Raw genomic sequence first — 26382 nt, forward strand, 5'->3', positions numbered from 1 at the left:
TTTCGAAACCTGCGGGGGGGTCATTTTGTGAATGTCGCTGTCACGTCGCCGACGCCGACGATGGAAGCGTGAAAAGTAGAACCGCGGGTCACGGAGACCATCGGGCCGAGTGCGCCGGACAGAACGACTTCGCCCGCGCGGAGGGCACTTCCGTACTCGATACTTGTGTTCGCCAGCCACGCGAGTGCCTCCCACGGGCTGCCGAGACAGTCCGAACCCCGTCCTTCCGATACGAGTTCGCCGTCGGCTGTCATCGTCATCGTGACGTCGGCCAGATTCGGAACAGCGGTGCGATCAACACGGTCCCCCAACACGTACAGGCCCGACGAGGCGTTGTCGGCAATCGTGTCAGCGAGACTGATGTCCCAATCCGAAATACGACTGTCGACGATCTCGAACGACGCGAACACCGTACTCACAGATGACTGCACCCTCTCGGCGGTGGTCGGCTCCTCGATGTCCGAAGCGAGGAGAAAGCCGATCTCCGCTTCGATACGGGGCTGCAGTAGCCTGTCGAACGCGATCGCACCCACATCCGAGACGTCGAAATCGTCCAGGAGGACACCGAAGTCCGGCTGATCCACTCCCAATTGCGCCTGTACGGCCTTCGATGTGAGTCCGATTTTGCGACCCACGATTAGGCGACCCGAGCGAACCAGAGAGTCGACGTTGCGGGACTGCACAAGATACGCAGCTCCGACGTCGTCGCGCCCGATCAGGTCTCGCACCGGAGCACAGGGCGTTCGAACTCTGGCTGCGTGGGCCAGACGATCGGCAGCAACTTCGATCGCGTGGGATCCGACTGGTGTCATGAGCTCGAAGCTATCCCCGCCCATACAGCAGCGATAGGATGTGTCCCATGAAACGGGATGCGTTGTCCTTGTTGCAGCGTTCAGCCTTGATCTTGGACGTGTTCCCGGGCGGCACGGCGTTGAGTCTCGCCGAGGTGTCCGTTCGAACGGGTCTGCCCCGATCGACCACTCACCGACTGTTGAGCGCTCTCGTCGGGCTCGGCTGGATCTCTCGCCACGGCAACACATTCGAACTTGGCATGGCCCTGTTCGAACTTGGGGAGAGAGTAGGGTTGAAGCATCGGCTGCGTACTGCCGCGATGCCGTTCATGCAGGATCTCTTCGCGGTGACGGAGCAGACCGTCCATCTGGCGGTGCGCGACGGACACGACGCAGTATACGTTGAGAAGATCCACGGCCATTCCTCACTCCCGCTGCCATCTCAGATCGGCGGACGACTACCGCTGACCTGCACAGCGGTCGGCAAGGCATTGCTTGCTTCGGAGACCGCAGAAGTACAGGCAGAGATTCTGATGAGGCCATTGCGCCGGTACACGACGCATTCGATCGTCGATCCGCAGATGCTCGTCCGGCAACTAGCAGCTGCTCGACGGTCGGGTGTCGCGACTGAACGAGAAGAGGCAGCGCTGGGGGGTTGCTGTTTGGCGGCACCAGTTGTGGTGGCCGGCTCACCCATAGCCGCGTTGTCGGTATCGGTTCCCACACAGGACTTCGCCCCGGAGATGCTGGCTCCGGCCGTACGAACTGCAGCATTGGCCCTCGGAAGGGTACTCGCGCGCACGCCACCGGAAACCGAGCCGCAAGACTTCGCTCACAAGTGAGAGATTTCGGGCGGGTCTGTGAATCGACCGGCGAACGCTCGGTAGAACCGCCTCACGACCTTCGGGCCACTCTCCGTCTGAGACCTCGAGCGCGTCGAACTACACGCCGAGTGAGCTACATGGCCGCGGGTTGACGTATCGCACGAGGGTTTCAGCTCAGACCTGACTTTTCATGACCCTTCGCTCACACCGGCATGTAAACATCAGATCACTTGTAGTCCGTTGTGACGAGGGTTACAGTGCAAACGTTATACATTGCATCATGCGTGATTCGCTCGGTAGACGGGATGCTGTCGCGGTCACGCGGACGGTACTTAGGTCCATTTTTTGGCGCACTGTCGCGCGATCCACCCCCCATCACACTTCGAAGACGCCAGGCGGCGTCCACGTCCTCCAGGAGGAGTACAGATGGCACATCCATCCACAGCGGAAGACAATCCGGGTCCTGAACTCAACGGTCACACAGAGGACGCAGTCGGTCAGACCCAGCTCGCGCAGGGCGTCATCTCACCCAAACGCGCCCTATTCTTTGCCCTCTCCGGGCTTGCTCTACCGGTGATTCTTGCAGCTCAGGGCGCCACTATGGCTTACTCGTCTGCGTGGAGCTCGTGGCTCGCCATGCTTGTCGGCACAGTGATCGTCGGAACCCTGGCGATCATCGTTGCGCGTTATGCACGCCGCCATCTTGCGACGGGCTCCCTGATGTCGTACGTCAACCTCGAATCGGGAGAGCGTCTCGGCTCCCTCGTGGGCGTATGCCTGATGGTCGGATACGCATGCATGTTGACGGTGTTCTCGGCGAACATGCTGGTGTACCTCGTCAGCTTCGTCAACAGCATCAGCAGTATCGAAGTGAATAATCACTTCGCACAGGTCGTCATCGCGGCTGCACTACTGGCTTTCGGCTACTGGTTGGTGCAACGCGGAGTGTCGGTGTCCGTGAACGTTGCCGTCGTTCTGGGCTGGATCGGCATGCCGTTCATCGTCTACTGCATCATCGCCGCGGTCGCGCATCGCGGCCTCGACTTGACGCCTCAGCTGCAGCTGCAGGACTTCTCGCTCGCGTTGTTCCTGCCCGGCGTGGTCCTGGCCTTCGGCATCTTCTCCGGGTTCGAAGGCTTTACTGCACTGGCGATGGAAACGGCTAATCCCCGACGAACCATTCCTCCGATCCTCAGAGCCGTCGTGGTGTGTGGTGGCCTCGTCGGAGTCGTCGGAATCCTACTCACTCTGCCCATCATGATGGAGAACCTGGACACTCTCACCGAGGGGAGCTCGCCGTTGTCCATTCTCGCCGACGAGGGCAATGTCGCTATCATCGGCTCGATTGCCGACGCTTTGATCTTCCTGACCAGTATGGGTTCCTTGATCGTATTCATCAGCGCTGCAGGGCGAATCGTAGGGACCGCCGCTCAGGACGGCATGCTTCCCCGGTCACTCGCCCACATCGATCCCAAACGTCATACGCCCGCTCGCGCGACTGCGGCGATCTGCATACTCTCGATCATCGTTCTTGCGGTGTTCGTGCTAGTCATTGGCCGGCCTATGTTCACCACGTTCATCGATCTTTTCACCATGAGTTCGTACTCCTGGCTCGTTGCCTATGTGATAGTTGCTGTCGTCGGCATCATGGACTCGGTTCGCAGGCGAGACATCGGCTTCGGCGCAGTGTCTGTTCTGGGTCTGCTGGGAACCGGCTTCATCATCGCGTATTCGATTGCGGAGGCCGAGGGTGCGAGCGCTGGTCTCGTGTGGACCGTTCTGGGAACAATCGCCGTATTGTGGTGCGCCGGCCTGATAGCACGCCGCAATGAGCACCGACCGGACGCAGCGGACCAACTGATCTGAGCGTGCGGGCCAGTCTCGTCCTCACAGATTGTAGAATGCATACCGTAATGCTTTTTCGCCTGAGGTCAACAAGAAGGAGTCACGTGACCATCGATCTCGAATCGAACAGCTCCACACTGAAGTCAGCTTTTGTGGCGGAACTCTATGGTGCTGTGATCAGCAGCGAAGCCGCATGGGAGGCCGTCAAGACACACGTATCGGCACAAGAGCACGAGCGGGCAGCGGATGCGCTGGTAGCGGTCGAGAAGGCGAAGGCGCAAGCTCTTCGACCGCTGCTGACCGCCCGCGGGATCGAAATCGATGAGCAGGCTGCCCGAGACCGCGGCCGCGGATGGGGCGCCTTGTACCCTCAGGTCGAAAACTGGAGGCAGTTCTGGACCGGCTGGATCCCATCCACTGAACCATGGCTCAGGGGCATGGAATTTCTCCAGTCCATCTCGGACGAGGACGATCGCACGGGCGTGTCCTCCTTGATTCGGTACGAAGAGTGCCTCCTCGACTTCGCACGCCTGGAAAGCACAGGTGCAGACGGCGGTACGGCGCTGCTCGAGTCGGTCATCAGCGAGTAAGCACTCCGTTCATTTCCTGCACTATTGCCCTCCGCTCGCGCTCGTTCGTCACAGAGCGGAGGGCAATAGTGCAGCGAGGCGGACCACCTCGACCGACATCTCGTGACGCACCTCTGGCTCAACCGTCTATGACGAGGCCAGCTCGGACGCCGAGTAGTCCCGCTTCGCCGCGATTGCCCACTTCTAGTTTCTTGAGGATATTGGCGACGTGAAACTTCACAGTGCTCTCACTGATCGCGAGCTCCGTTGCAATCGGTTTATTGCGCATTCCACGTGCGAGGCGCGCCAACACATCGAGCTCCCGACGGTTCAGGTTCGCGATCATCTGATCGTCGGCTCTCGCTATAGGAGCATCGAGCGGTAGAGACAGCGCGACTCGGCTACCCCAGCCGGCCACCACCTCGACGTCCATAATCCCCCGAAGCATTGCGAGTCGGGACGACAACTGTCGAATCAGACCGTCACGATCGACACCGCCGCCCCCATTGTCGCGTACCTCGACAAGCACATGCTTACCGTCGCAACCCCACTGCACTCGCAAGCGCGTCAACGACTCCTGCGCGGCAAATGCCAATACGATGGCCTTGCCCATGGCTCTCGCCGCATGTGCGATTTCTCCGGGGAGAGCCCTCCCATCAGCTGGAGGTTGTACGTACTCTACTTCGACACTTTTGTGACGCAACAGAGATCGCAGTTCGACCACCAGACTCGCGAACGCAGTCGCTACTGCCTCCTCTGACAACTCCTGATCGACTGCGCCTGCGGCCCGCACCGCTATCAACGCAGATGACGCAGTGTCGCTCGCGATCAACCGCGCACGTTCGTCGGTAAGGCGACTCGACCGAAGAGTGTCGAGTATCGCTGACAATGCGGCTTCATGGACCTCGGTCAGCTCGGCGATGGTACGGGCTCGTTCCGTCGTCGCTGCACGCGACTCTGCCAGATAGTCCGGACTGGCCTGAGCCACCTGTTGACGAATCGATGTCGCAACTAGTCCGAAAGGAGCGTTCAAGTAAGATGCGTCGACCGAACGCGCACGGATTCGAGGGTTCACCAAAACCAGGAGAGTGTCAGTGACATCAAGAATGGCTGCAACCGAGACCATCCTACGACCCAGTAGCGCCTCACCTTGGTACATCTGTGCGACAGCTACATAAGCCTTGATGGCATCAAGCTCGCTGATTGTCACAGCGTTCACGATGTCCGGATCGCCTGATACTTTACGTGGTCTACCTGTGCATTCCTTGGTAAAGATAATCAGCGCATCATGCGCGCAGGATGACGCCAGGTAATCCGAGAATCGTTGCGCAATGCTGGGCAACGGCCCAGAAACGACCCTCCCGATGGCGACCATATGTTCTACGGGGTCTTGCGAGTGCAATCTCGCAGCTACCATCATGCCATCCTAGGTGGTGCGTCGATATTGGTTGTGCCGAACATTCCAACACAGCACCCTGACGCTCGACCGACGTGTTCATTGCGGAATGTTCGTGAGCACGCTTGGTCCGGCCACGAGAGCTCCGGACCAAGCGCTCGGGATTATTCACAAGGGCCTTACGGCCTGCCCTGATACTGCTCAGCTCGTACCCGTCAAGATTCTCTGGAGTCAGGCAAAAGCTTGGGCAACGCTCGCCGAAAGTAGCTCACCGTCGTGAGTACTGAGCCCCTCACGCAGACCGCCATCCTCTGCCGTGGCCAATTCCCAGCCTTTATCGGCGAGGGCGATAACGTAGGGAAGAGTGGCATTGGTCAGCGCGAACGTAGACGTGCGCGGGACAGCGCCGGGCATATTAGCTACACAATAGAAGACCGAATCGTGCACACGGTACGTGGGCTCGGCGTGCGTCGTAGCGATAGAATCTTCGAAGCACCCACCCTGGTCGATAGCGATATCGACCAGAACAGACCCGGGCTTCATTTTCTGAACCAGCGAATTGGACACCAATTTTGGGGCCTTTGCGCCGGGGACCAGCACTGCACCGATGACGAGGTCCGCGCTGACGACTGCAGACTCGAGTTCCAGTGAATTCGAGACGACCGTCTTGACTGCGCCCTTGTAAAGATCGTCGATCGCTCGCAGTGCTTTGATGTTCAAGTCGAGAACAGTCACGTTGGCATGCATTCCGTGGGCGATAGCAACCGCGTTCCTACCGGATACCCCCGCCCCGATCACGACGACCTCCGCCGGCCGCACACCGGGCACCCCCCCGACCAGCACACCTCGGCCACCGCCACTCGCCATGAGGTGGTAGGCCCCCGCTTGCGGTGCGAGTCGCCCTGCGACCTCGCTCATCGGCGCCAGCAAAGGAAGCGAACCGTCCGTGCCCGTCACAGTTTCGTAAGCGATCGAGGTGGTGCCCGATGCCAACAGAGCATCGGTGCACGCGCGGGATGCTGCGAGGTGGAGGTAGGTGAACAGGACCTGGCCCTTACGCAACCGCGCGTACTCCTCGGCGATTGGCTCTTTGACTTTGAGCAACAGCTCGGCCGTCTGCCAGACCTCGTCCGCGTCAGCCACGATCTGAGCACCCGCATATTTGTAGTCGCTGTCCGAGAACGACGAGCCGAGGCCGGCTCCCGCCTCGATGACGACCTCATGTCCCCGTGAGACGAGTTCGTTCACTCCTGCCGGGGTGATCGCCACCCGGTACTCATGGTTCTTGATCTCTCGAGGGATGCCGACCTTCATGTTCTCTCCATCTCAGCTTCGTGGCAGTGCGTGCGTACTCCATCAGTTTGAATATATCCAACATTTTGCACAACCGGACAGAATAACTGCGCAGATTTCGCGTTACAAAGTGAATTATCGACTGCCGAAGCGGGCACACACCGTCGCGATCCGAATAATGTTCGCTCCACGTCCCGGACCGCTCACGAAACGAAGACCACGTCGGAGGCACAGGGACTTCCGACAAGGCGGCCGTGGCACCGTCGGTACCTAGCTGCAATTCCCAGAAAGCTTGCGAGCGGTGCCGCGCGATGAGGGAGGCCTCATGAGCCACGCACCGCTCCACACCGTTCGCCGAATGATCTCGGCACGGTGGCGCACAAACTCACCGGTACCGTCCGTAGACCTATTTCAAGGTCGAACGCGTCAACCGCACCCTCGCCGCCGGGTGGGCCTAAACCCACACCTACCTGTCCGACAAATCCGAGCCGCGATCTACCAGGACTTGGCGCTCACCTACTATCACCACCGACCTCACACCGACATCGGCAGCAACTCACCTCTCGATCGCGTCCCCGTATCCGCGATGTCCGCGATGTCCGCCCCTCGTGACCAGGACGTGATTGGAGAAGCCCTCGACGCGTTCAGGATCTGCTCCGGTCAACATCCCAGGGAACCACACCTAGCGAACGACCCAAACCTGACCGCAGCTCGTCCTGACCGACCCGCACTTTGACTGACAGGTGCGTCGCTCATTGCAGATCGTTGTCATTCACGATCTCGAACATCCTGTCGTTGACGCGCGTCCCGAGCAGTCGCTACGTGCCGAACTCCCAATGGCTCGCAGTCGAGGTAGCCAAATTCGATGCGGTCCTGGAATTCGGGCTGAGTGAACTCACCATTTGCTACTTGCGAATTGAGGTCTTCCTCCCAGTCCTGCCATCGCCCCTCGTATTCGTAAAGGGCAAGGTGAGTGTAAGGAGATTCTGTGTGCACGGTCGGCGTGACGGAAAACCGTTGACCACTGACGAAACCTGGGGTTGGCAGTATCTCTTCGGTCATATGCCGCTCGTACCAGCTGTTCCATTCGCTGTCGGACACGTCGTCAGGTTGGCGGCTGAAGATCAAATACAATTTCTTGTTCGTCATGGCCTCACTTTCGGTGACAACGCGGGGAGATGTTGCTGCGTCAGCCTCACCATTGCCGCCGGTTGAGGACGCAGCCCGGTCGCCGAGCGTCATACACAAGACATCGACACTGGTCGACGTATCAGATGAAATTGACGTCGTCGACGTTTCGAGCGCAGCCCATCGAAATCTGGGCAGTCCCTCGTCAATGTCAAGTTCTCGAAGTTCTAGACGCCGGCTCTCCCTGACATTCTCCGGAGGCGTGACAGAGAAGCAGAAATGCAGGTAGCGCTCGAGCGTAGGATCGAACTGGTCTAACTCTATAGGCGCTGTCCACGTCAACCACGGCGTCAACTCGAACCAGGCCGGGATTGTGATCTGGTCCGTGTCCGAAGCGGCGAACAACCGTTGCGTCGCTTCGTCCGCATCGCCGTCGATCACATACAGAGCGAGGTAGGAGTAAGGGAAGGAAACCTCGCCATCGACTGCACTGACCCTGAAGCGACGCCCACTCACCCATCCAGGCACAGTGAGAATCTCCTGGACGTGCCGCTCGTAGAACGTCTCGAACTCCTCAGCCGCGATCTCGGCGGGTGGGCGGCTGAACACCATATACAAATTCCGTGAAGTCATGCAGAATACATTATCGATACTTGATGTGTTTGTCCAAGGATCTGTACCTAAGTCTCTGCATGCGCAACGACCCTGCGAAGGAGCATCACGTGACATCCCAGCAATCCGACCTGGCTCAGCGAAATCGCTTGATCGGCGAGGCCTACAGCGGAGAAGTGTTCGGCGCCGCAATGTTCTCAAAAATGGCAGAGTTGACCCAGGATCCAGCCAGAGCTGATGCACTCACCCTCTTGCACAGGCTCGAAGTTCAAACTCAGCAGTCAGTCCGTCCACTTCTGGATCTGTACGGTGTGCAAAGCGACGAAGATGAAGCTCGATCGGCCGGCCTACGGACGGGTGAAGATCTAGACCGTCAGCCCTGGCATCAAGTGTGGCAGGACATGATCGCTATCGCGACTAAGTCTCTCGACGACTTTCGATGGTTGCGGACGATGGTGCGAGCCGATGATGTGCCGATCGTACAAATTCTGATCGATCACGAGATCGTGCTGATCGATTACGCCAGCAAAGAAGCACTTGGCGACCCCGCCTCGCTAGATCGCGTCCGAGATCATGTAGAGCCAGCGCCGAAAAGCGACTACTAGTTATCGGCATCCCTTCGTCCTGCATGTCTTCGGGCAGGACAGATCCGGGGAAGACACGTCGGACGGACCTGCCGTCTATCTGCAGGGAGGAACGGAGACGACGCGTGGAAGCCATGCAGTGCGCTCGTTCACCCACACTGCCATGAACCCAATCAACCACTGTTTGTTGCGGGGCGATCCTTGCTGGACCGCCCCGCGGTACCGGTGATCCCGTGCTCTAGCAAGAAATTGTGGAAACGCTCCATGCTCATCCCGTAACGCACAAAGATCACCTCCGCGGGCACACCGCCGTACGGAGCCCAGGCGCGCAGGAGTTCGTACAACGCCGACAACTCTGTACTTGCACCGACATGCCGAACGCCGTGTTCTTGACCTTGGCTCTGCGACAGCCGTCGCGACGAACTCGACGGCCTACTACCTCTACGCCGCCTCGCAACTGGCACAACGGGAGACTGCGATGGGATACACATCGGCTCGGTACTCGTCATGATTCACTTTCTTTCGATCGTCGTCACCGTGCCCGACCGGGGCTGGCCGCCGCCGGCGCGGGCTGCCTCGAGTAGGTGATCCCGCATCGCCCACGGCGTCCCGGTGCTGAGCTACCGTGCCCTACCCGGTGATCGGATCGAGCACGCCCTCCACCGAGTAGCAAGCAGGCTACGGCGGCACACGAATTCATAGGATCAGATCGTGGCGCGATCAGAGATCGAGCACGATTTTATTCGATAGCGCGCGAGATACGCACAACATCATTCGGTCGCACTTTTCCTTCTGGCGCTTGGTGAGAACGAGATCACGATGGTCCGGTGTCCCTTCCAGAACTGGCGTCTCACAGGATCCGCAAACGCCCTCCTTACACGATTGGAGCACGAACACCGACGGGTCCGCTGCCTCAATCGCATCGAGGATGGATACACCTGCTTCCACTCGTACCGTCTGACCGGACTGTGACAGCACAACATCGAAAGCGTCGCCCTCTTCGGATGTGTCGACAGCATCGCCCGTGAAATGCTCGATATGCAGGTTGTCCCCGATCCACATCCCTTCGAGAGCCGCGAGCAGCGGAGAAGGTCCGCATGCGAAGACACCGGTGCTGGAATTCATGAACTTCGACAGCTCCGCTAGTGGGTACAGACCGCGCTCGTCCGACTCCCAAACTTCGACGACACCACCGGACACTTCATTCAACCTGTCGACAAAAACCGCCGCCTCCAGTTCGCGCACCAGGTACAAGAGGCGCCAAGGGATACCTCGGCGAGCGACGGACTCGATCATGGGCAGCAAAGGCGTGATACCGATTCCACCGGCTACGAAAAGGTACTCACCATACGGCTGCAGTACGAAGTTGTTGCGCGGAACTGTAACCTCGATCAAGTCGCCCTGGTGAACCTCGTTGTGCATCCTCAGCGAACCGCCACGACCCGCTTCCTCGCGAAGAACCGCTATGGTCCACCGTGCCGAGTCCTCAGCCGGGCCACAGAGCGAGTAAGACCGACTCGTCCCGTCGGGAAGTACGACCGAAATGTGGGAGCCAGGCTCCCAGGTCGGCAAATCCGATTCCTGTGGCGTCGTGAAGGTGAAACTAGAGATCGCTTTACTGATTTTTTTCTTCTCTGCCACAACAACTTTGATTTCATTGCTCATAATCTGGTTCCTTCTAGTTCTGGTCGGACCGCACATCCCAGGCGGCGGGTAATTTGACCGCCGCACGGAACATGAACCCGGTGACCACAGGATTCGACTCTGGGTCCAGTCGGGCGCCGGGTAATGCGGGAATCAACTCCTCGAGCATGATCTTCATGACGTGGCGTGCAAAGAAGTGACCAGCACAGAAGTGCTCGCCGCCACCGAAAGCTAGGTGAGGCTTGCGCTTTCTGTTGATATCGAACGCGTTCGGCTGCTCGAACCTGGTTTCGTCACGGTTTACCGAGTGGAGCGGAACATAGACCAAGGCCCCGTCCGGAACTGTTACACCACCGACGGTCTGATCACCGATAGCACGTCTTTCAGCTGTGCCTAGAGCTGAGATCCAACGAAGTCCCTCTTGCACCGCTGCGGGGATGAGGTCCAGGTCCTCCCTGACTTCTGCCAGTTGGCCAGGATTGGACAGCAGTCCGAACATGGTGTTGGCACCTGCGTGACCGGGCTCCTGCATCCCACCCAGGAGTACGACCTTCAAGTTGGGGTAGATCTCGGCGTTAGTTCTCGCCTCACCGGAATCCCGCGCAGCGAAGACCATATGAGACAACATGCCCTCGCTCGGGCCTTCTCGCCTCAGCCTGTCGAGTACAGGTCCTACGATCTGCTCGATCTCAGCGGTGGCGCGATCTGTTGCTGCCCACACCTCGGGGTCATCAACGTGATTCGCGCTGCCTGCGGCCAGATCATGAAACCACCTGACCAACGTTTCTGCGTCGACGTACGGTGCGAGTCCCATGACGTGTCGGAGAGCTTCGACGCTGATGGGCTCGAAATACTCCGCGGTCAGGTCGGCTCTTCCACGGTGCTGAAATCTCTCAAGGTACTTTTGTGCGATCGGCCGCACCACTGCGTCCACGTAACCCAGCACTGCCTGTGGAGCGACCGCAGCGTCCACCCCTGCCCGCATGTCGGCATGCTTGGCTCCGTCAGTCCCTAGTACCGAAGTTCCGCCGGCAACTCGGTCGAAGATCGGCACGTTCGGCGCCGCGCCCCACCGAGTCGGGTCACCCAAGATTTCGGCAGCTTCGTCCCAACGCGAGACCAGCCATCCATCGAGAACCGGAACCCAGGTGACGGGTGCCTCGTGTCTCATTCTCGTGTAAAACGGGCTTGGATCGTTCTCGAGCTCGGCGATGTCAATAGATTCGGCAGTCGACACGGTGTCCATGGAGCTTCCTTCTGAGGATTTGTTCTTCTTGGATTAGGTGGTTTCTGCAGTAAAGGCGGTATTTCCGACGCACGTCTTCGGAATCCCGATCCCTACCCCTGATTCACGTGATCACTGGCAGGTCTCGAGCCCCGCAGTCGGATCAACGCACCGCGACAGACAGATCATCGCCGATTCGCTGCACCAGGGAGGCACTTCCCCGGACGAAGTCACTCGCATCCGGGTTCAGTAGATTGCGATCGCGAATGTACGGAAGAGGTGTCGAGGGGTCCGGAGAATCGATCTCTCGCCCGAGCCGGTGGCCGCTGAAAACTGCCTCTGAAATGAAGTCGGGATTGATGCAGTCTCCAATGTGATAAACGCCGATGATCCCTGCCGCAGCTACTTCGTCAGCCCTTTCACGGAGTTCGCGGTAAATCTCATCACGCGGAAGACGACCGGTCACCAAGACGACATTGTCGGTCTCTATCTCGGTTGCCTCGAAAGTGATTCGGTGCATCAGCGACGTTCGAGTCTCGGACACTTCCGTCAGATACTGGTCATGAATAACCTCCACACCCGCCTGATGCAGCGCAGAACTGATGGAAGCCCACTCGTCCGTGAACTTCGTATAAGGAGCGACGGTGTCGCCGGAAGTCACGATCTTGACCTGGAAGCCCTCGGCGACGAGCTTCAGCGCCAGGGTGTACCCCATGAAGTAGCCGTCACCGTCGTAGATGACCACCCGCGATCCAACTGGCCGCTTGCCTTCTTCCATGATCTGTTCCGGTGTGAGGACGTGAGGTAGCGTCGCGTCAGCGCCCGGAATGGTTTCGGAATAGGTCGAGCTCGATCCGTCCGGAGACCACACCGACCCAGTGGCGATGATAACAATCTCGGCGCCGTAATCCAGAATGTCATCGACACTGAGGCGCGTGTTCATGATTAACTGTACGTTCTTGAGTTTACCGATCTGGACGTCGCGATAGTCGACCACACGACCCCACTCCCCCAGCCCCGGCAATCGAGGAATCCAGCGCATACTGCCACCGATTGTGGGTGCCGCGTCGACAACGTGAACGAATTCCATCTTGCGCTCACCGAGAACCCGCGCGCACTCCAGCCCTGCTGGACCGGCGCCGACAATCAACACACTCTTGTCAGCGTTCTTCGCGACGGTGAACTTCTCCGGGTGCCACCCCCGCCTGAACTCTTCCATCATGGTGGCATTTTGTGTACAGACGATCGGCAACGCTCCTTGCTCCCAACGCGAGACGCACATGTTGCATCCGATGCATTCGCGAATGTCCTCCAACCGACCTTCTTCGATCTTTTTGGGAAGGAAAGGATCCGCAATTGTCGGACGCGCCGCACCGATGATATCGACCAGTCCCTCCCGCACCATGCGCTGCATGACGTTCGGGTCGGTGAACCGGCCCACAGTGATGACTGGCTTCGACGTGTGTCCCTTGATATCGCGGACAAAACGCTCGTTGAAGTTCTGCGGCCAGAACGAGGACGGTCCATAATTGGCCAGGCCTTGAACATCCCAGAAATCGACAACATCATCGAGGAAGTCTACGAGCTCCAGACTCTCTGCGAGGTACGAGGTGGGGACCATTGCGTCTCCAACAGGAGAAAACGGCGGAATATCATCAGTCAATTCGCCAACGTTGATGCGAAGGCCGATCGCGCAATTGTCACCCACGGTATCCTGCAGGTCTTCGCACAGCTCACGGAAAAGTCGAGCGCGATTCTCAAAAGAACCACCGTATTCATCTGTACGGTTGTTCCGTCCCGGAAAAAGAAACGTCTGACCGATACCGATTCCGATGTACTCCATCAGGTTGATCAAATCAAAGCCCGCATCGACGCATCGTTGGGCGGCCTCGACGTAGAGGCGACGCACTTCCTTGATGTCCGAGGACGTGAAACTGTTGACGCCCGCTCCGAGCGCTGGGGCGCGGGTCTCCCGGTTCCACTCTGTAGCGGAGAACAGAGGAACGTTGTACATGATCTCGAAGCCGGCCAGGGACCCCTGATCGTGGACCATGTCCGTCATCATCCGCAGATTTCGGACATCGCCGTCGTCCCATAGTCGCACCAGCGTGTGAGGGTCGTAAGTGAACATCGGCGAGATCGAGCCGGCTTCGACGAACACCGCGCCCCAGCCGCCCTCCGCCTTGTTGGCTCGCATGTGCGCATTGATGCGAGGATGCTCAGACCCTGCTCCGCTGCAGTGTGGAGCTTGCATGAATCTGTTACGCATGACCTTCGGGCCGATTTGGACAGGCTCGAAAAGGATGTCATACCGAGGATCGCGGGCCATGATCTACACTCCTGTTAGAAGATTGTAGAATGTATCGTACAGCGATCTGTGGCGTCTGCCACTGGTTCTCGAAAAAGAAACCCATCGGTAACATCCCCGACACGGCCGCCGGACCACCGTCCCTCGGAACCGCCAACAGGCCCAAGAGCGGTGGCTACCCGCGCTCGAGCCTGTCTTCTAGCACCGCTCAACGAAGCGGAGAGGGGTCACGGAACCACTACAGCCCGTCCCCGGATACTGCCCTCTCGTAGACGCCTGTAGGCCTGAGGTGACTCTTCGAGAGTGAACTTCTCGTAGTGGATGTCGAGTACACCTGTCTTGGCAAGTTCGACCACTTCCATCAGATCTGTACGCGAACCCCAGTTCGATGCGCACGCCGTGACGTCGTATGCGACCGAAGTAGTGCCCACCGGCGTTGCCCCTCCGCCGTAACCGACCATGACGATACGACCTGCCTTGGCAGTCATCGCTGCAGCCAGTTCACCGGTGGCGTTGGAGCCCACGAAGTCCAGGACTACGAGAGCTCCCTCCCCATTCGTGATCTCCCTGACGAGGTCCACCGCAGTGGCGTCGGAAGAGTGAGCGTGGTCGGCACCCACCTGACATGCGAGTGCGAGTTGCTCCGGTCCGATGTCGAGTGCAACCACCTTGGCTTTGGACATGGCCTTGACCATCTGGATCGCGATGTGCCCCAGTCCCCCCACTCCGATGATCACAGCGACGGCGCCGGGCAGGAGTTTGTCAGCAGCAGACTTCACGGCACGGTAGGAAGTGACACCGGCATCTGTGAGCACCACATTCTCGACCGGATCGAGATCCCCGAGCGGGATGAGGTGACGAGCATCGTCGACGACGATGTATTCGGCCATACCACCATCGTGGTAAATGCCGGGCGGGCGGTCGTCGGTACGGCAATTGTTCTCGTTACCCTGTGCGCACTGATAGCACCGCCCACATCCCCATGAGCCGTATACGAGTACCGACTCGCCCAGAGCAACTCCCCGTACAGAATTGCCAACCTTGTCGACAACACCAGCCACCTCGTGTCCCAGGGTGACAGGCAGTGGCTTGTATGCGTAGTCGACCTCAGCCTCGGCGAGCAGATGAAGGTCGGATCGACAGATGCCGGCCGCGGTCACTCGCAACCTGATCTCCGACGGGCCGGGCTCAGGCACATCTATATCGACGAGTTCCGGGTCTGACCCGAATGTCCGATACTGCAACGCTCTCATGCGATGACCTCTCTGGTCTTGTCCTGAACAATCACAAGCCCCATGCACACAGGTGGCTTCGCTTCGATGGCAGGTCGACAAGTGCATCCGCGCTTGTTTTCGAGATGCAGATATAAATTGCAGACGTGATGCCCTGGCTGGCCGTGGCTGCATCGGCATCCGAGGGCAACTCCCCTCCACCGCCAAGAACCGGCACACCCATCGGTGCAACTGTCATCATGGTGCCGGCTTCAACCACGTATGTCCCCAATAGCTGCCGAGCGCGTCTTCGAAGTACAGCTCCGGCCGCCATTCTGGCTCACCGTCACTGAAACCGTATTCCACCAGAAAGCCGGCCGGCGTCTGCATGTAGATGGACACCATGTTGTCGTTGACATGCTTGCCCATCGTTCGGACGAGAACCCCATTGTGGGCGGCCCGGTCGGCCGCACGTCCCACTTCGTCGAGACTCGGAACCTCGAGCGCGATGTGCAGGCACCCGGAGGGCGCAGGGGCCTCCCCCATCGCGAGACTGTGCTGCCGTCCGTTACACATCAGGAACCGAAGCTGAACGCCGTTGGGAAATGTGCGTGAGTTCGCTCGCCGGAATCCCAGTACGGTGGTCCAGAAGTCGATCATCGACTCGAACTGACCGTTCGTCGGCAGCACGACGTGGCCGAGTCCCAGGTCGCCGGTCACGAAGCTGGGCACACCCACGGGTGAAGAGAACCGGAGCGAGTCGACAATCGGTCCGCAGGAGATCTCGTGAAGGTTCCCTGCGGGATCCTCGATCCGCACCATTCGCATCACCTGGCGCAACTCACGTTCCACCTCGGTGCTGGGCGTTACTGCGAGTCTCGCCTCGGCGCACCGGCGAACCACAGCGTCGAAGTCCCCCTCCGACCAGACGCACCACCCACTCGAAATGAGACCGTCGGTGTCAGCGGGAACCACGAGCATTCGATAAGCGCGTTCGTCCAATTTCACGCGGAGGCTGCCATCGGGCCCGTCGACCACCATGGCACCCAGAACATCCGCTGCGAAGGTTCGCCACCGCTCGACATCGGTACTTCCGATCACAACGTAGCTCAGTTCGTCAATTTTCATCGCACACTTCCGGCTCCGCTCGACGTATCGAGCCTGCTGTGTCGTTGGAGGAAATCGAGTACGACCCGATTATGTTCGTCATACTCTTCGTACTGAGCCCAATGTCCGACATCGGCGCAATGGTATTCGGCATCCGGTATGGCGGCGGCCAAGGCTTCTCCTGCATCGGGGCCCCCGATATTGGCCGAACCCCAGTAGAGCAAGGTGGGAGCCGTAATTGTTGCCAACTCCTGCGGGCCGATCCGGTAGGGCTCGATCGAAGGACGACCAAAATAGGCAGTCGCCACCTCGCGAAGTGCGGCGTTCGTCTCTCTCCGCGAATAAAGCGCCTGACGTATCTGCACGATCTCGTCGTCGATGACGTCCGGGTTCTTGAACAACGAAGCAATGCGCTGCCGTATCCCGTCGACAGACAAGTCGTGCAGCGTAGCGAGCTGCTGCTTCAGCACACGCTCGAAGATGACCGGATCCACAGGCGCTGTGGTCGGGTTCAGGCCCATGGGGGTGGTGAGGGTCAGAGAGCGCACGAGGTCTGGTCTCTGAAGACTCAGCGTGGTGGCGATCCACCCACCGAGAGATTGTCCCTCGACATGACACGGGCCCAAGTTCAGCGACTCGATCACTTCGATGACCTGGGCCACCCAAATCGGGATCAACGCCGGATCGACCGGGGGCGTAGCGGACAGGCCGTGCCACAACAGATCGACCGCGACGACGCGGTAGCTCGCCGAATAGGCGGGTATGTTGTGTCGGAAGTTCTCCAGTGAACCACCCTGCCCATGAAGCAGCAGAAGTGTGTCACCAGAGCCCATCTCCAGCACCCTGGTGGGGTAGCGCTCACCAACGATGCGCACGGACGACCCGAGTAGGTCTCGCCAGATGGTCACGATACGGCCGGCCCGATCTGGAGGCGATCAGAGTTCCCCACGTAGGAATCCTCTCGTGGCCGCGTTGAACCGGGCAGCGTGCTCGACCTGTGCCCAGTGCCCGCAGTGTGGAATAGCGTAGAGGTATGCGTTCGGCACGGTCCGGACAAGGCGCTCACTGGACTCCAGCGGCACGACCGGATCTTCTCGACCGTGGATGTACAGGACATCGTTCGGGATCGCGCGAAGCGCATCCTCGTCGAGCGCTCGCCCCCGCAGATCCGCAAACAACTCGACATGGTTGCGTTCGACATCAGGTCTGACTGCCACGGCAAGACGTGATTCGACGATCGCGGACAGGTGGTCGGAGAAGGTATCGGCGTCGTACAACATCGCCTGCACCAACTTTTCCATCCCGATAGGCGTCGCGTCATCGTAGAAGGTGATCAACCTGAGCAGGGCGGGAGGCGGGGTTGCTCCAGGAGGCGCCATCCCCGCGCTGCCCATGCAGACCGCGCGGCCGAATCGTTCCGGCTTCTCGATCAACATCTGCTGAGAGACCCAGCCTCCGAGAGAATTTCCGACAAGATGAACCCGCTCCAGACCCAAGACATCGAGCAGCGCCAAATTCGTCTCGACGAGCACCTCGAACCGGGAAACCGACGATGCCTGCGCCTCGGTGGGATGCGTGGATTCGCCGAACCCGACCTGATCGATCACTACACAATCGAACTCGTCGCTCAGATCAGCGATCGTCTCCGAGAAGTTCGACATTCCCGTGGCACCGGGACCAGAACCGTGAAGGAATAGGATGGTCTCCTCGTTGCCCTCGCCGGCTCGGTGGACTCTGATCGAATACTCCCCAACCTGTACGTCGAACTCGTCGATCTTCGACAATGTATTTTGCATGCTCATGAGCTGCCCTTCTTCTTGAGTGGTTGTAGTGGGGTGGTCGATCAGATCGAGTAGGAACGTCGGTCGGTCACGGCAGTCGTTTCCTGTCGGACACGCGACCGAGGAAGGCACGAAAGTATCCCGCCATGTCGTTGGGCACGAACAACTCACCTGTATCGCAGATGGTGTCGATGTTGTCTGCGACGTCTTCGATGGTGAGGTCCTGTTGTACGTGGCCAGCGCTCTCACCGATGGCAATTCGCGCCACTCGGCCGCCACCTGCCGCCAGAGTCACACCGTTCAGTTGGCAATCCGAGTGAGCCAAGTAAGCCACCACTGCGGAGACGTCACGTGGCGTGAACGAGTCGAAGACCGGATCGGGATCGGACATCCGAGTGTTCGCGATGGGCGCGATCGTATTCACACCGACGCCGTCACGCGCTCCCACTGCCGCAAGCCCTGCAGCAAGACCGACAACGCCGGCTTTCGCACTTCCGTATGCGATGAGGTCCAGGTCGCCGAACAGACCGCTCGACGAGGTCATCACCACTCGACCGGCGTCGCTCATACGCAAGTGAGGCCACGCTGCTCGCGTCAACTCGAAGGCACCGACAAGGTGTACGTCCAGATTGCGTCGCAGATCGTCGACCGGGGTGAACGGAAAGTCGTGGCCCGTGAGCACCCCTGCGTTGTTGATCAGAATATCGATCCCACCGAACATCTGAACGGCACCTTCGACGAGCTCAGCCGCCCCCTCTGCTGAGGAGACGTCGGAGTGATTCGCCGACGCGGACCCGCCGGCCGCCACTATCTCCGCCACGACCGACTCCGCGGGGACTCGGTCGACGCCACGACCCTCCCGATCGACCCCGAGATCGTTGACCACGACGTGAGCGTGTAGCTCTGCGAGCAACAAGGCATGACTGCGACCGATACCTCGCCCCGCTCCGGACACAATGGCCGTACGGCCTTCGAAGTTCACGATCGATCAGGTCCAATCATGATGCGCTCGTCAGAACGCAAGCGGCGCTACCTGCGGTCGCCCGAGAACGATCGAGCGACCGCAGATGCTGGGGTCTCAGAGCTCCCGGGGCAATGCCAAGTCGTTGACTGTGAACCAGCGCCACTCGGTGAACTCGTCCCAGTTCCGATCCCCACCGAAGCGACCGCCGTTACCGGATGCTCCCATTCCGCCGAAGGGGACAGTCGGGCCGTCCTTGACCGTCACGTCGTTGATGTGGACCATGCCGGTGCGGAGTCGATCAGCAATACCCAGTGCACGCCCCCGCGAGCGAGAATGAACTGCGCCGGTGAGGCCGTACTCGCTCTGGTTCGCCAGAGCGATGGCATCGGCGTCCGTTTCGAACTTGGTCACGGCAATGACGGGCCCGAAAGTCTCCTCCTCGAATACAGCCATCCCTGGCTTGACATCCGCCAGTACCGTTGCGGGGTAGACGAGACCGTCCGGCTTGCCACCCACCTTGAGTACTGCGCCGGCGTCGACGCTCTCATTGACGATGCGATGGACACGGTCGAGTTGACGCTGGTTGATGATCGGGCCCAATTTGATGCCTTCATCGGCAGTGTTGCCGGCTCTGACTCCCTGCGCGAACTTGGTGACCAGCTCGACGTACTGGTCATACACGTCGGCGGCGACGAGATGCCTTCCCGCGCAGATGCATCCCTGACCGGATCCGAAATAGGAACTCCACGCCCCGGCGGCTGCGGCGGCTTCGACATCTGCGTCTGCCAGCACGATGAACGCATTGTTCCCGCCGAGCTCGAGGTTGACCGGCTTGAGAGCGCCACCTGCCGCAGCACCGACCATGCGCCCCACCTCGGTGGAACCAGTGAACGAGATAGTGGCAATGTTGGGATCGGCGACAAGTTCCTTACCAGCTTCGACCCCGCCGGGGAGTACATGCAGCAGTCCGGACGGTAGACCTGCGTCCTCGAACAACTGCGCGACCAGGATGCCCCCCGAGATCGGGGTGTGCGGGTCCGGCTTGAGCACAACCGCATTTCCCAGGGCCAGGGCGGGTGCCACAGACCGGATCGCCAGGAGCAACGGCGCGTTCCACGGAGAAATGACTCCGATGACACCACGCGGCACTCGGCGACCGTAGCTTTCTTCGCCGGGCTTCAGAGACGGATAGAACTCGGCCGGTTCACGCGAAATCGTAGCCGCCGCCTCACGCAGCTCGCCAGTGGATCCACGAACCTCCGACTGCGCGCGCAACTCTGTTGCTCCACCTTCGCGGCGCAGCCAGTATGCGAAATCCTGCTCGTGCTCCAGCAGCAGTTCTGCTGCCCGGTTCAACACAGCCGCACGAACTGCGTACGGAGCGTTCCCCCACATGACCTGAGCGGCAGCCGCGTCGGCGGCTGCCCTTCTCACGTCTTCTGGTGACGCGGCCCCCACCCGCCCGAGGAGTTCACCGGTCGCGGGAGCAAAGACTTCGATGGAACCGTCCCCGGCGGCAGTCCACCCGTTGCTGTAGATGGAACTCTCGAACGCCGTCGCGTCCGCCCACGCGTTCTTCTCGACCACTGATGTCATAGTGTCACCTTCTGATGTCCGAGCCGATCTGGGTGCCCAGCCGGCATTTTTAGTTCGTTCGATGGGATTTGTGGCGCATCGTGCACGCGCGGCCCGTTCCTGGGATCACAGGGTGTGTCTAGGAACCCACTCGATCAACTCACCTGAACCGTGCCGCTGCATAAAGATCGGGAACGTCGGAGGATCCCAGAAGCGCGTCGGCGGCCATCCGCGCTGTTGCGGGACCGAGCGATATCCCCCATGCGCCATGACCACTGGCTATGTGCAGCCCCTCCACTCCTGGAACAGGACCCAACAAGGGAAGCCCGTCGCGCGAGACCGGTCTCGCGCAGGTGCGAGTAGCAAGCACACGAGCAGAGGCCAGACCAGGAACAAAGCGTGCGCCATGGTCGATCATTGCCGCAATATGATCTTTCGGATCTGGTTCGGAGACATTGAACGTCGAGCCCAGGGCTGTCGCGTATCGACCGGTCGCACTTCGAGCGGTCGTCAGCGTGAACATGCCACGGGCAGCTTCCTCGTCCTCGGGGAACGCCTCGCTGAGCGCGTGACGAGGTGCGTCGCCGTCCAGTTCGATCTGAGCCGTGACTCCCCAGAGAGGGGTGATCGGTCTCCACGATCCGTCAGGTCTGACCAGACCCGGCGACCACGGACCAGCGGCCACAAGGACGGTCCCCGCCCGAACCTCCTCGCCACCCACGTCGACGCCGATCGCCCGCCCGTCCCTGAAGATGACAGACGCGGGGGCACCGACTCGAACGGTCGCCCCCGATCGCCGGGCAAGCTCTGCAAAAGCCGCAGTGGCCGATGCCGGCTCCGCTGGGTATGCCGTATTCAGAAGGCACCCACTGAGTCCTGACGCAACTGCAGGTTCGATCGCCGACGCATCGACTACGCGCGGTTCGAGTTCAGGGTAGTCCGACGACACCTGTTCGACCAGTGTGCGCATTTTCGCTTCGTCTGGGTCGAGCATGAGAAGCCCGACCGGCGCGGCGGGCAGTGCGAACAGATCCGGCAAAGCTCCCGCGAGCTCCCGATAGCCAGCAAGACTCGGGGCATGGAGGGGCGAGAGTGCCGAATTCATCGGGTCGAGAATCGTGCCCAGGTTACGACCGGACGCACCGGACGCGACTTGGTCGCGCTCGAACACAGTCACTCGAGCACCGCCAGCCGCGAGATACGCGGCCGTGGCGACGCCGATGATTCCCGCACCGACGATCGCCACATCTACCGATTCCGGATCAGTTAGCATAGAATGCAATATACACGATGTGGCGGAGATCATGTCGGTATCGGCGTAGAACATGTGTGGGGCGGCGTCGGCGCACAGGATCGGGCCGACAGCCCTAGCCCACACCAACCAAGGAGCTTCTCGCACATGAAATTTCATGCAGCAACCAAAACCGTCGAAAAGATCGTCGAGACGCAGGGCGTCACGATGGGTCACGCTGTAGAGGTCGGCGATCTCATTTTCCTCACGGGTCTGATCAGCGTCGACACGGAGACCGGACAGCTCACCGACGGTGACATCGATCATTCGGCGCGCGGAACGCTCGCACTGGTAGAGGGCATCCTCGGTGACCTCGGACTGACGCTCGACAACGTGGTCAAGGTGACGGCATATCTACCCGACGCCGCAGACTTCAAGGGTTGGAACGCTGTGTTCAATGAGCGCTTCAGCCACCCCCGCCCTCTTCGAACGACTCTGATCACCGGTCTTCTCGCGGGCAAGATCGAACTCGAAGTGATGGCGGCTCGTCAACCTCGGTCGTGATACGTCCTCAACCTTGAGCCATCGACGGACAAAGGGGGCGCATGCAGTACGGATTGTATGTTCCGAACTACGGCGGTTTCGGCTCCGTCATGGATCTCGTCGGTCTCGCACAGATCGCAGAACAGGCCGGCTGGGACGGCTTCTTCATCTACGACACTGTGTATGCGGGGTCCGAACCTGTCGCTGATGCGCAGATCGCGATCGCGGGAATGGTCATGCGGACGTCGAGCATCAAGCTCGGAGCTCTCGTCACTCCGATGGCGCGAACGAGGCCGTGGAAGATGGCACGTGAGATCTCAGCACTGTCCGCCCTGAGCGGCGGTCGAATAGTCGCCGGAGTTGGTCTCGGAATGGACTCCGAGTACGCGCCTTTCAACAACGAGCGACGGACCGCCCGCGAGCGCGGTGCTCTTGTCGACGACAATCTCGACATTCTTCGGCAACTGCTCAGCGGTCGTAGAATCGACTGGACGCAGTCACCACGATCGACAGCCGTACTCGGGCGACCGCGTCCGGACGAGATACATGTGGAAGCCTTCCGTCCCACGCCAGTCACTCGGGTGCCCCTTTGGGGTGCCGCCACCCTGGTCGTGGCAGAGGGATCAAAGCAGCCGATGCGGGCGATAGCCCGCGCCAGCGGACTCGACGGAATTTTCCCTATCCGCGACGACGCGCCACAGCGATTCACTCCCGACGATCTCGAGGAAGTTCTAAGCCTGGCTTTCAAGGGGAAGCCTACTCCCCCGAATTTTGACGTTGTCGTCCATGGCGAGCATGGCGACGATCCGGGCCCACTACAACAAGCAGGCGCAACATGGTGGATGTGTATGCCGGACCGAGACGACACTCTCGCCCGAGTTCAGGCCTTCGCCCGATCTGGACCACCACGTTGACCCTTTCGATGGATCCCGTGTGCCAACTAATGGCGCTCCCCCACCTCAGTGCACCGACAACCAAGGAGACAGAATGAGTTCAGTCGCGAGTCCACTCGTGATCGGCGGTGTCGAGATCCCTACCGTCCGACCGCAGCTTTTTATCGCGGGACAATGGCGTGACGCGTCGGACGGAAGTACGTTCGAAGTTCTCGCACCGGCCAGCGAGGAACACCTTGCCCACGTTGCCGCGGCAACCGAGGCGGATGTCGATGCCGCCGTCTCGGCCGCTCGGGCGCAATTCGATGGAGGGGAATGGTCACGCCTTGCCCCGTTCGAGCGCGGACTTCTGCTCTTCCGCCTCGCCGACCTCATCGAGCGTGATGCGAAATTGCTCGCCACCCTCGAGGCAGCGGACGTCGGGCGACCGATTTTCGAGCCCACCTACGACATGACCGTGGTGGTTGATGTGTTCCGTCATTTCGGCGGGTGGGCTGACAAGATCGACGGACGGTGGCTTTCGCCGCAGCCCGCGTTCGGACACGATCGACGGGCCTACACGGTGCGCGAGGCCCTCGGCGTCGTCGGCGCCATCACACCGTGGAATCTCCCCACACTGATTGCAGCATGGAAACTCGCCCCGGCTCTTGCCGCAGGAAACACGGTCGTGCTCAAACCGGCGGAGGACGCGACACTCAGCATCCTCCATCTGGCCCGCTTGATCGAGGAGGCGGGCTTCCCGCCCGGGTCGGTCAACGTCGTTCCGGGCCTCGGCAAGGTGGCCGGATCTGCCATCGTGAAGCATGCCGGAGTCGACAAAGTCTCCTTCACCGGAAGTACCGCTGTAGGACGCGAAATCTCGTTGCAAGCCGCCGGAGACTTCAAGCGAGTGACTCTTGAACTCGGAGGAAAATCGCCTCAGTTAGTGTTCGCGGATTCCAACGTGGACGAGATCGTTCCCGGTATCGCTGCCGGCTTCTTCGCGAATCAAGGTCAGACGTGTGCCGCGGGCTCTCGTATCCTTGTTGCTCGTGAGAAGTACGACGACGTCGTAGCTGGACTCGCAGCCGTCGCTCGCAGCATTCGCCTGGGTGACCCCTTCGACCCGGAAACCCAGATGGGTGCTCTGGTCAACGCCCGTCAGCGCGAACGCGTGCTGGATTTCGTCGCACGTGGACAAGCCGACGGGGCCGAGCTCGTTGCGGGCGGTGGTCGGCCCGACAGAGCCGGCTTCTTCGTCGAGCCCACCATCTTCGCCGGTGGAGGAAGCAAGACATCGATTGCCCAGGAGGAGATTTTCGGTCCCGTCGGCCTTGTCCTTCCTTTCGACAGCGTCGACGAGGCGGTCGCCATGGCAAACGACACCCGTTATGGGCTCGCCGCCTACGTGTGGACCCGCGACATCAGCCTTGCGCATCAGGTCGCGGCGCGTGTGAAGGCCGGCGCCGTCTACATCAACGGCGGAGGCGCTCCAGATGCGCGACTTCCCTGGGGAGGTACGAAAGCCAGTGGCGTGGGCCGTGAACTGGGGTTCGCGGGAATCGAAGCCAACACGGAGGAGAAGTCCGTAACCCTGACCCTGTGAACCCCGGGTGACTCGGCTTCTCCGATTCCGCTTCGGATCCTGACGAGGGGGCGACTGGCACACCGGCGGACTTCGATCCGCCGGTGTGCCAGGCATCAACGATGGAGGACAGCAGGACATCGCAGCTGTCCTCGCACGCGCAGAGTCATGTCGCAGACTCCGCGGCCCAGTCGAACTACGCCCCCGTTCGACATTCGGGACATTGCACACTGCGGGTTCGAACCATGATCATGCGTTCGAGAACAGGTGCCGGTAAAGACCGCTGTCGTCCCGCGGACACCTTGTTCTTCGACTCGGCGCATTCTTCGGCATGTTCTGCGGTGACGCCGCGTACATCACGCTGTCCTCGGCGCGATGTACGCGACAACCGCGGCGATCTCGGCCATCGCATGGTTCGCGGCCATACGGTCACCGAGACGGGCGTGGCGATGTCCCGTTTACGAAGCGCGACGCGTCCTAACGGTTTCGAAGCAATTCTGTCACAGAACAACCAGGAGATGGTCGAAAGATGCGCCCCCTGCTCACCGGCAGAGAGATACACCTCCGCTCACAGGCATAGAATGAGTTGCCGAGACGGACGTCGCGCACGAGCACTCGCAGCGAAAGGTCGTGCCGGAGGTGCACACACGATCGACAAGCCGATGGTCGACACGGGAGTCCGTGCCCGGGTGCCGCTATTCGCCGGCTGGTCGACGATTGATCGCCTTCAATCCCTGCACTGCAGGCCGTAGCTCGGTTCAGTCCACCTGCGCAAGCAGACCGACAGCATGTACCCCGGCGACACAGGCCGCCTCATCTGCATCTGACGTATCTCCCGAGATTCCGATGGCGCCTATCAGCTCGCTGTCCTGATCCCGAATCAGAACACCCCCGGGCACCGGTATCAATGACCCTCCGGTCGCCGCAGTCGCAGCGGCGATGAAGTACGACTGGGCCTCGGCACGCTGCATCAGCGCGCGCGATCCCATACCGAAGGCGAGAGCGCCTTGTGCCTTGCCGCTGGCGATCTCGTAACGCTTGATCGACGCTCCGTCCTCGCGCTCCGCCGCGATCAGATGACCACCGGAGTCGTACACTACTACGGTGAGCGGTTTGAGCTCATACTCCGCGGCGTGCCTCCGTGATGCGGCGATGATCTCGGATGCGGTCTTGAGGGATAGGTTCACAATGCTTCCTTAAAGAGATGTCTTGCATTCGAGTCGGACCGATGTGCGACTGAGCCTCTTCGAAGAGACGAAGCCACGCAGTGGAGATCACTGCATGGCTTCGTCGG

22 protein-coding genes are annotated in these 26382 nt (G+C 60.3%); 7 read left to right on the forward strand and 15 right to left on the reverse strand.

Translation table 11 applies throughout. The features are described from left to right. Positions 1 to 20 precede the first annotated feature (20 nt). Positions 21 to 812: a 2-keto-4-pentenoate hydratase gene (locus OG947_RS21850; RefSeq protein WP_328814222.1), complete on the reverse strand. Its 792-nt coding sequence runs from the start codon at positions 810 to 812 to the stop codon at positions 21 to 23. A gap of 47 nt (positions 813 to 859) precedes the next feature. Here OG947_RS21850 and OG947_RS21855 point away from each other — a divergent pair, with 47 nt between their 5' ends. The 3 genes from OG947_RS21855 to OG947_RS21865 all read left to right on the forward strand — a co-directional run bounded on the left by OG947_RS21855 (position 860) and on the right by OG947_RS21865 (position 4050). Then, entirely contained in the window at positions 860 to 1633 is a 774-nt protein-coding gene (locus OG947_RS21855; RefSeq protein ID WP_328814223.1) for an IclR family transcriptional regulator, read from the forward strand. 408 nt (positions 1634 to 2041) lie between these two features. Continuing rightward, positions 2042 to 3481, forward strand: a complete 1440-nt coding sequence (locus OG947_RS21860; protein WP_328814226.1) for an APC family permease — start codon at positions 2042 to 2044, stop codon at positions 3479 to 3481. Between the two features lie 83 nt (positions 3482 to 3564). Next, on the forward strand, positions 3565 to 4050 hold the full coding sequence (locus tag OG947_RS21865; RefSeq protein ID WP_328814227.1) for a hypothetical protein: 486 nt from the start codon (positions 3565 to 3567) through the stop codon (positions 4048 to 4050). A gap of 118 nt (positions 4051 to 4168) precedes the next feature. Here the strand turns inward: OG947_RS21865 and OG947_RS21870 are convergent, their stop codons facing one another. The 3 genes from OG947_RS21870 to OG947_RS21880 form a co-directional block, all read right to left on the reverse strand. Further along, a complete protein-coding gene (locus tag OG947_RS21870; protein ID WP_328814228.1) occupies positions 4169 to 5404 on the reverse strand; it encodes a LuxR C-terminal-related transcriptional regulator in 1236 nt (411 codons plus the stop codon). 252 nt (positions 5405 to 5656) lie between these two features. Continuing rightward, positions 5657 to 6739 (reverse strand): alanine dehydrogenase, encoded by a 1083-nt coding sequence (ald, locus tag OG947_RS21875; RefSeq protein WP_328814229.1) that lies wholly within the window; start codon positions 6737 to 6739, stop codon positions 5657 to 5659. A gap of 747 nt (positions 6740 to 7486) precedes the next feature. Continuing rightward, complete coding sequence (locus OG947_RS21880) at positions 7487 to 8479, reverse strand: hypothetical protein (protein ID WP_328814230.1); 993 nt, start codon at positions 8477 to 8479, stop codon at positions 7487 to 7489. An 89-nt stretch (positions 8480 to 8568) separates the two neighbouring features. Between OG947_RS21880 and OG947_RS21885 the strand changes: the two genes are divergently transcribed. After that, positions 8569 to 9063, forward strand: a complete 495-nt coding sequence (locus tag OG947_RS21885) for a hypothetical protein (RefSeq protein ID WP_328814232.1) — start codon at positions 8569 to 8571, stop codon at positions 9061 to 9063. A 699-nt stretch (positions 9064 to 9762) separates the two neighbouring features. Here the strand turns inward: OG947_RS21885 and OG947_RS21890 are convergent. From OG947_RS21890 to OG947_RS21935, 10 genes are all read right to left on the reverse strand, one after another. Further along, positions 9763 to 10707, reverse strand: a complete 945-nt coding sequence (locus OG947_RS21890) for a PDR/VanB family oxidoreductase (RefSeq protein WP_328814233.1) — start codon at positions 10705 to 10707, stop codon at positions 9763 to 9765. A 13-nt stretch (positions 10708 to 10720) separates the two neighbouring features. Beyond that, positions 10721 to 11932 carry a cytochrome P450 gene (locus OG947_RS21895; RefSeq protein WP_328814235.1) on the reverse strand — a complete coding sequence of 404 codons (1212 nt, stop codon included), beginning with the start codon at positions 11930 to 11932 and terminating at the stop codon, positions 10721 to 10723. A gap of 142 nt (positions 11933 to 12074) precedes the next feature. Next, positions 12075 to 14240, reverse strand: a complete 2166-nt coding sequence (locus OG947_RS21900) for an oxidoreductase (RefSeq protein ID WP_328814237.1) — start codon at positions 14238 to 14240, stop codon at positions 12075 to 12077. A 206-nt stretch (positions 14241 to 14446) separates the two neighbouring features. After that, positions 14447 to 15472: an NAD(P)-dependent alcohol dehydrogenase gene (locus OG947_RS21905; RefSeq protein ID WP_328814239.1), complete on the reverse strand. Its 1026-nt coding sequence runs from the start codon at positions 15470 to 15472 to the stop codon at positions 14447 to 14449. A gap of 216 nt (positions 15473 to 15688) precedes the next feature. Then, positions 15689 to 16558 carry a VOC family protein gene (locus OG947_RS21910; RefSeq protein ID WP_328814240.1) on the reverse strand — a complete coding sequence of 290 codons (870 nt, stop codon included), beginning with the start codon at positions 16556 to 16558 and terminating at the stop codon, positions 15689 to 15691. Beyond that, positions 16555 to 17412: an alpha/beta fold hydrolase gene (locus OG947_RS21915; RefSeq protein ID WP_328814241.1), complete on the reverse strand. Its 858-nt coding sequence runs from the start codon at positions 17410 to 17412 to the stop codon at positions 16555 to 16557. The genes OG947_RS21910 and OG947_RS21915 overlap by 4 nt, the downstream gene beginning before the upstream one ends. 60 nt (positions 17413 to 17472) lie before the next feature. After that, on the reverse strand, positions 17473 to 18339 hold the full coding sequence (locus OG947_RS21920) for an alpha/beta fold hydrolase (RefSeq protein WP_328814242.1): 867 nt from the start codon (positions 18337 to 18339) through the stop codon (positions 17473 to 17475). A gap of 67 nt (positions 18340 to 18406) precedes the next feature. Next, positions 18407 to 19300 (reverse strand): SDR family NAD(P)-dependent oxidoreductase, encoded by an 894-nt coding sequence (locus OG947_RS21925; protein WP_328814243.1) that lies wholly within the window; start codon positions 19298 to 19300, stop codon positions 18407 to 18409. A 96-nt stretch (positions 19301 to 19396) separates the two neighbouring features. Continuing rightward, complete coding sequence (locus OG947_RS21930) at positions 19397 to 20878, reverse strand: aldehyde dehydrogenase family protein (protein ID WP_328814244.1); 1482 nt, start codon at positions 20876 to 20878, stop codon at positions 19397 to 19399. 139 nt (positions 20879 to 21017) lie between these two features. Then, positions 21018 to 22184, reverse strand: a complete 1167-nt coding sequence (locus OG947_RS21935; RefSeq protein WP_328814246.1) for an NAD(P)/FAD-dependent oxidoreductase — start codon at positions 22182 to 22184, stop codon at positions 21018 to 21020. A 72-nt stretch (positions 22185 to 22256) separates the two neighbouring features. On the opposite strand from OG947_RS21935, the gene OG947_RS21940 reads away from it, so the two are divergent. From OG947_RS21940 to OG947_RS21950, 3 genes are all read left to right on the forward strand, one after another. After that, positions 22257 to 22652: a RidA family protein gene (locus OG947_RS21940; RefSeq protein ID WP_328814247.1), complete on the forward strand. Its 396-nt coding sequence runs from the start codon at positions 22257 to 22259 to the stop codon at positions 22650 to 22652. A 41-nt stretch (positions 22653 to 22693) separates the two neighbouring features. Continuing rightward, entirely contained in the window at positions 22694 to 23545 is an 852-nt protein-coding gene (locus OG947_RS21945; RefSeq protein WP_328814248.1) for an LLM class flavin-dependent oxidoreductase, read from the forward strand. A gap of 73 nt (positions 23546 to 23618) precedes the next feature. Then, a complete protein-coding gene (locus tag OG947_RS21950; RefSeq protein ID WP_328814249.1) occupies positions 23619 to 25109 on the forward strand; it encodes an aldehyde dehydrogenase family protein in 1491 nt (496 codons plus the stop codon). 737 nt (positions 25110 to 25846) lie between these two features. Here OG947_RS21950 and OG947_RS21955 read toward each other — a convergent pair. Next, positions 25847 to 26278: a GlcG/HbpS family heme-binding protein gene (locus OG947_RS21955; RefSeq protein ID WP_442973145.1), complete on the reverse strand. Its 432-nt coding sequence runs from the start codon at positions 26276 to 26278 to the stop codon at positions 25847 to 25849. Positions 26279 to 26382 lie beyond the last annotated feature (104 nt).

It is taken from the genome of Rhodococcus sp. NBC_00297 (assembly GCF_036173065.1).
Taxonomy (GTDB): domain Bacteria; phylum Actinomycetota; class Actinomycetes; order Mycobacteriales; family Mycobacteriaceae; genus Rhodococcoides.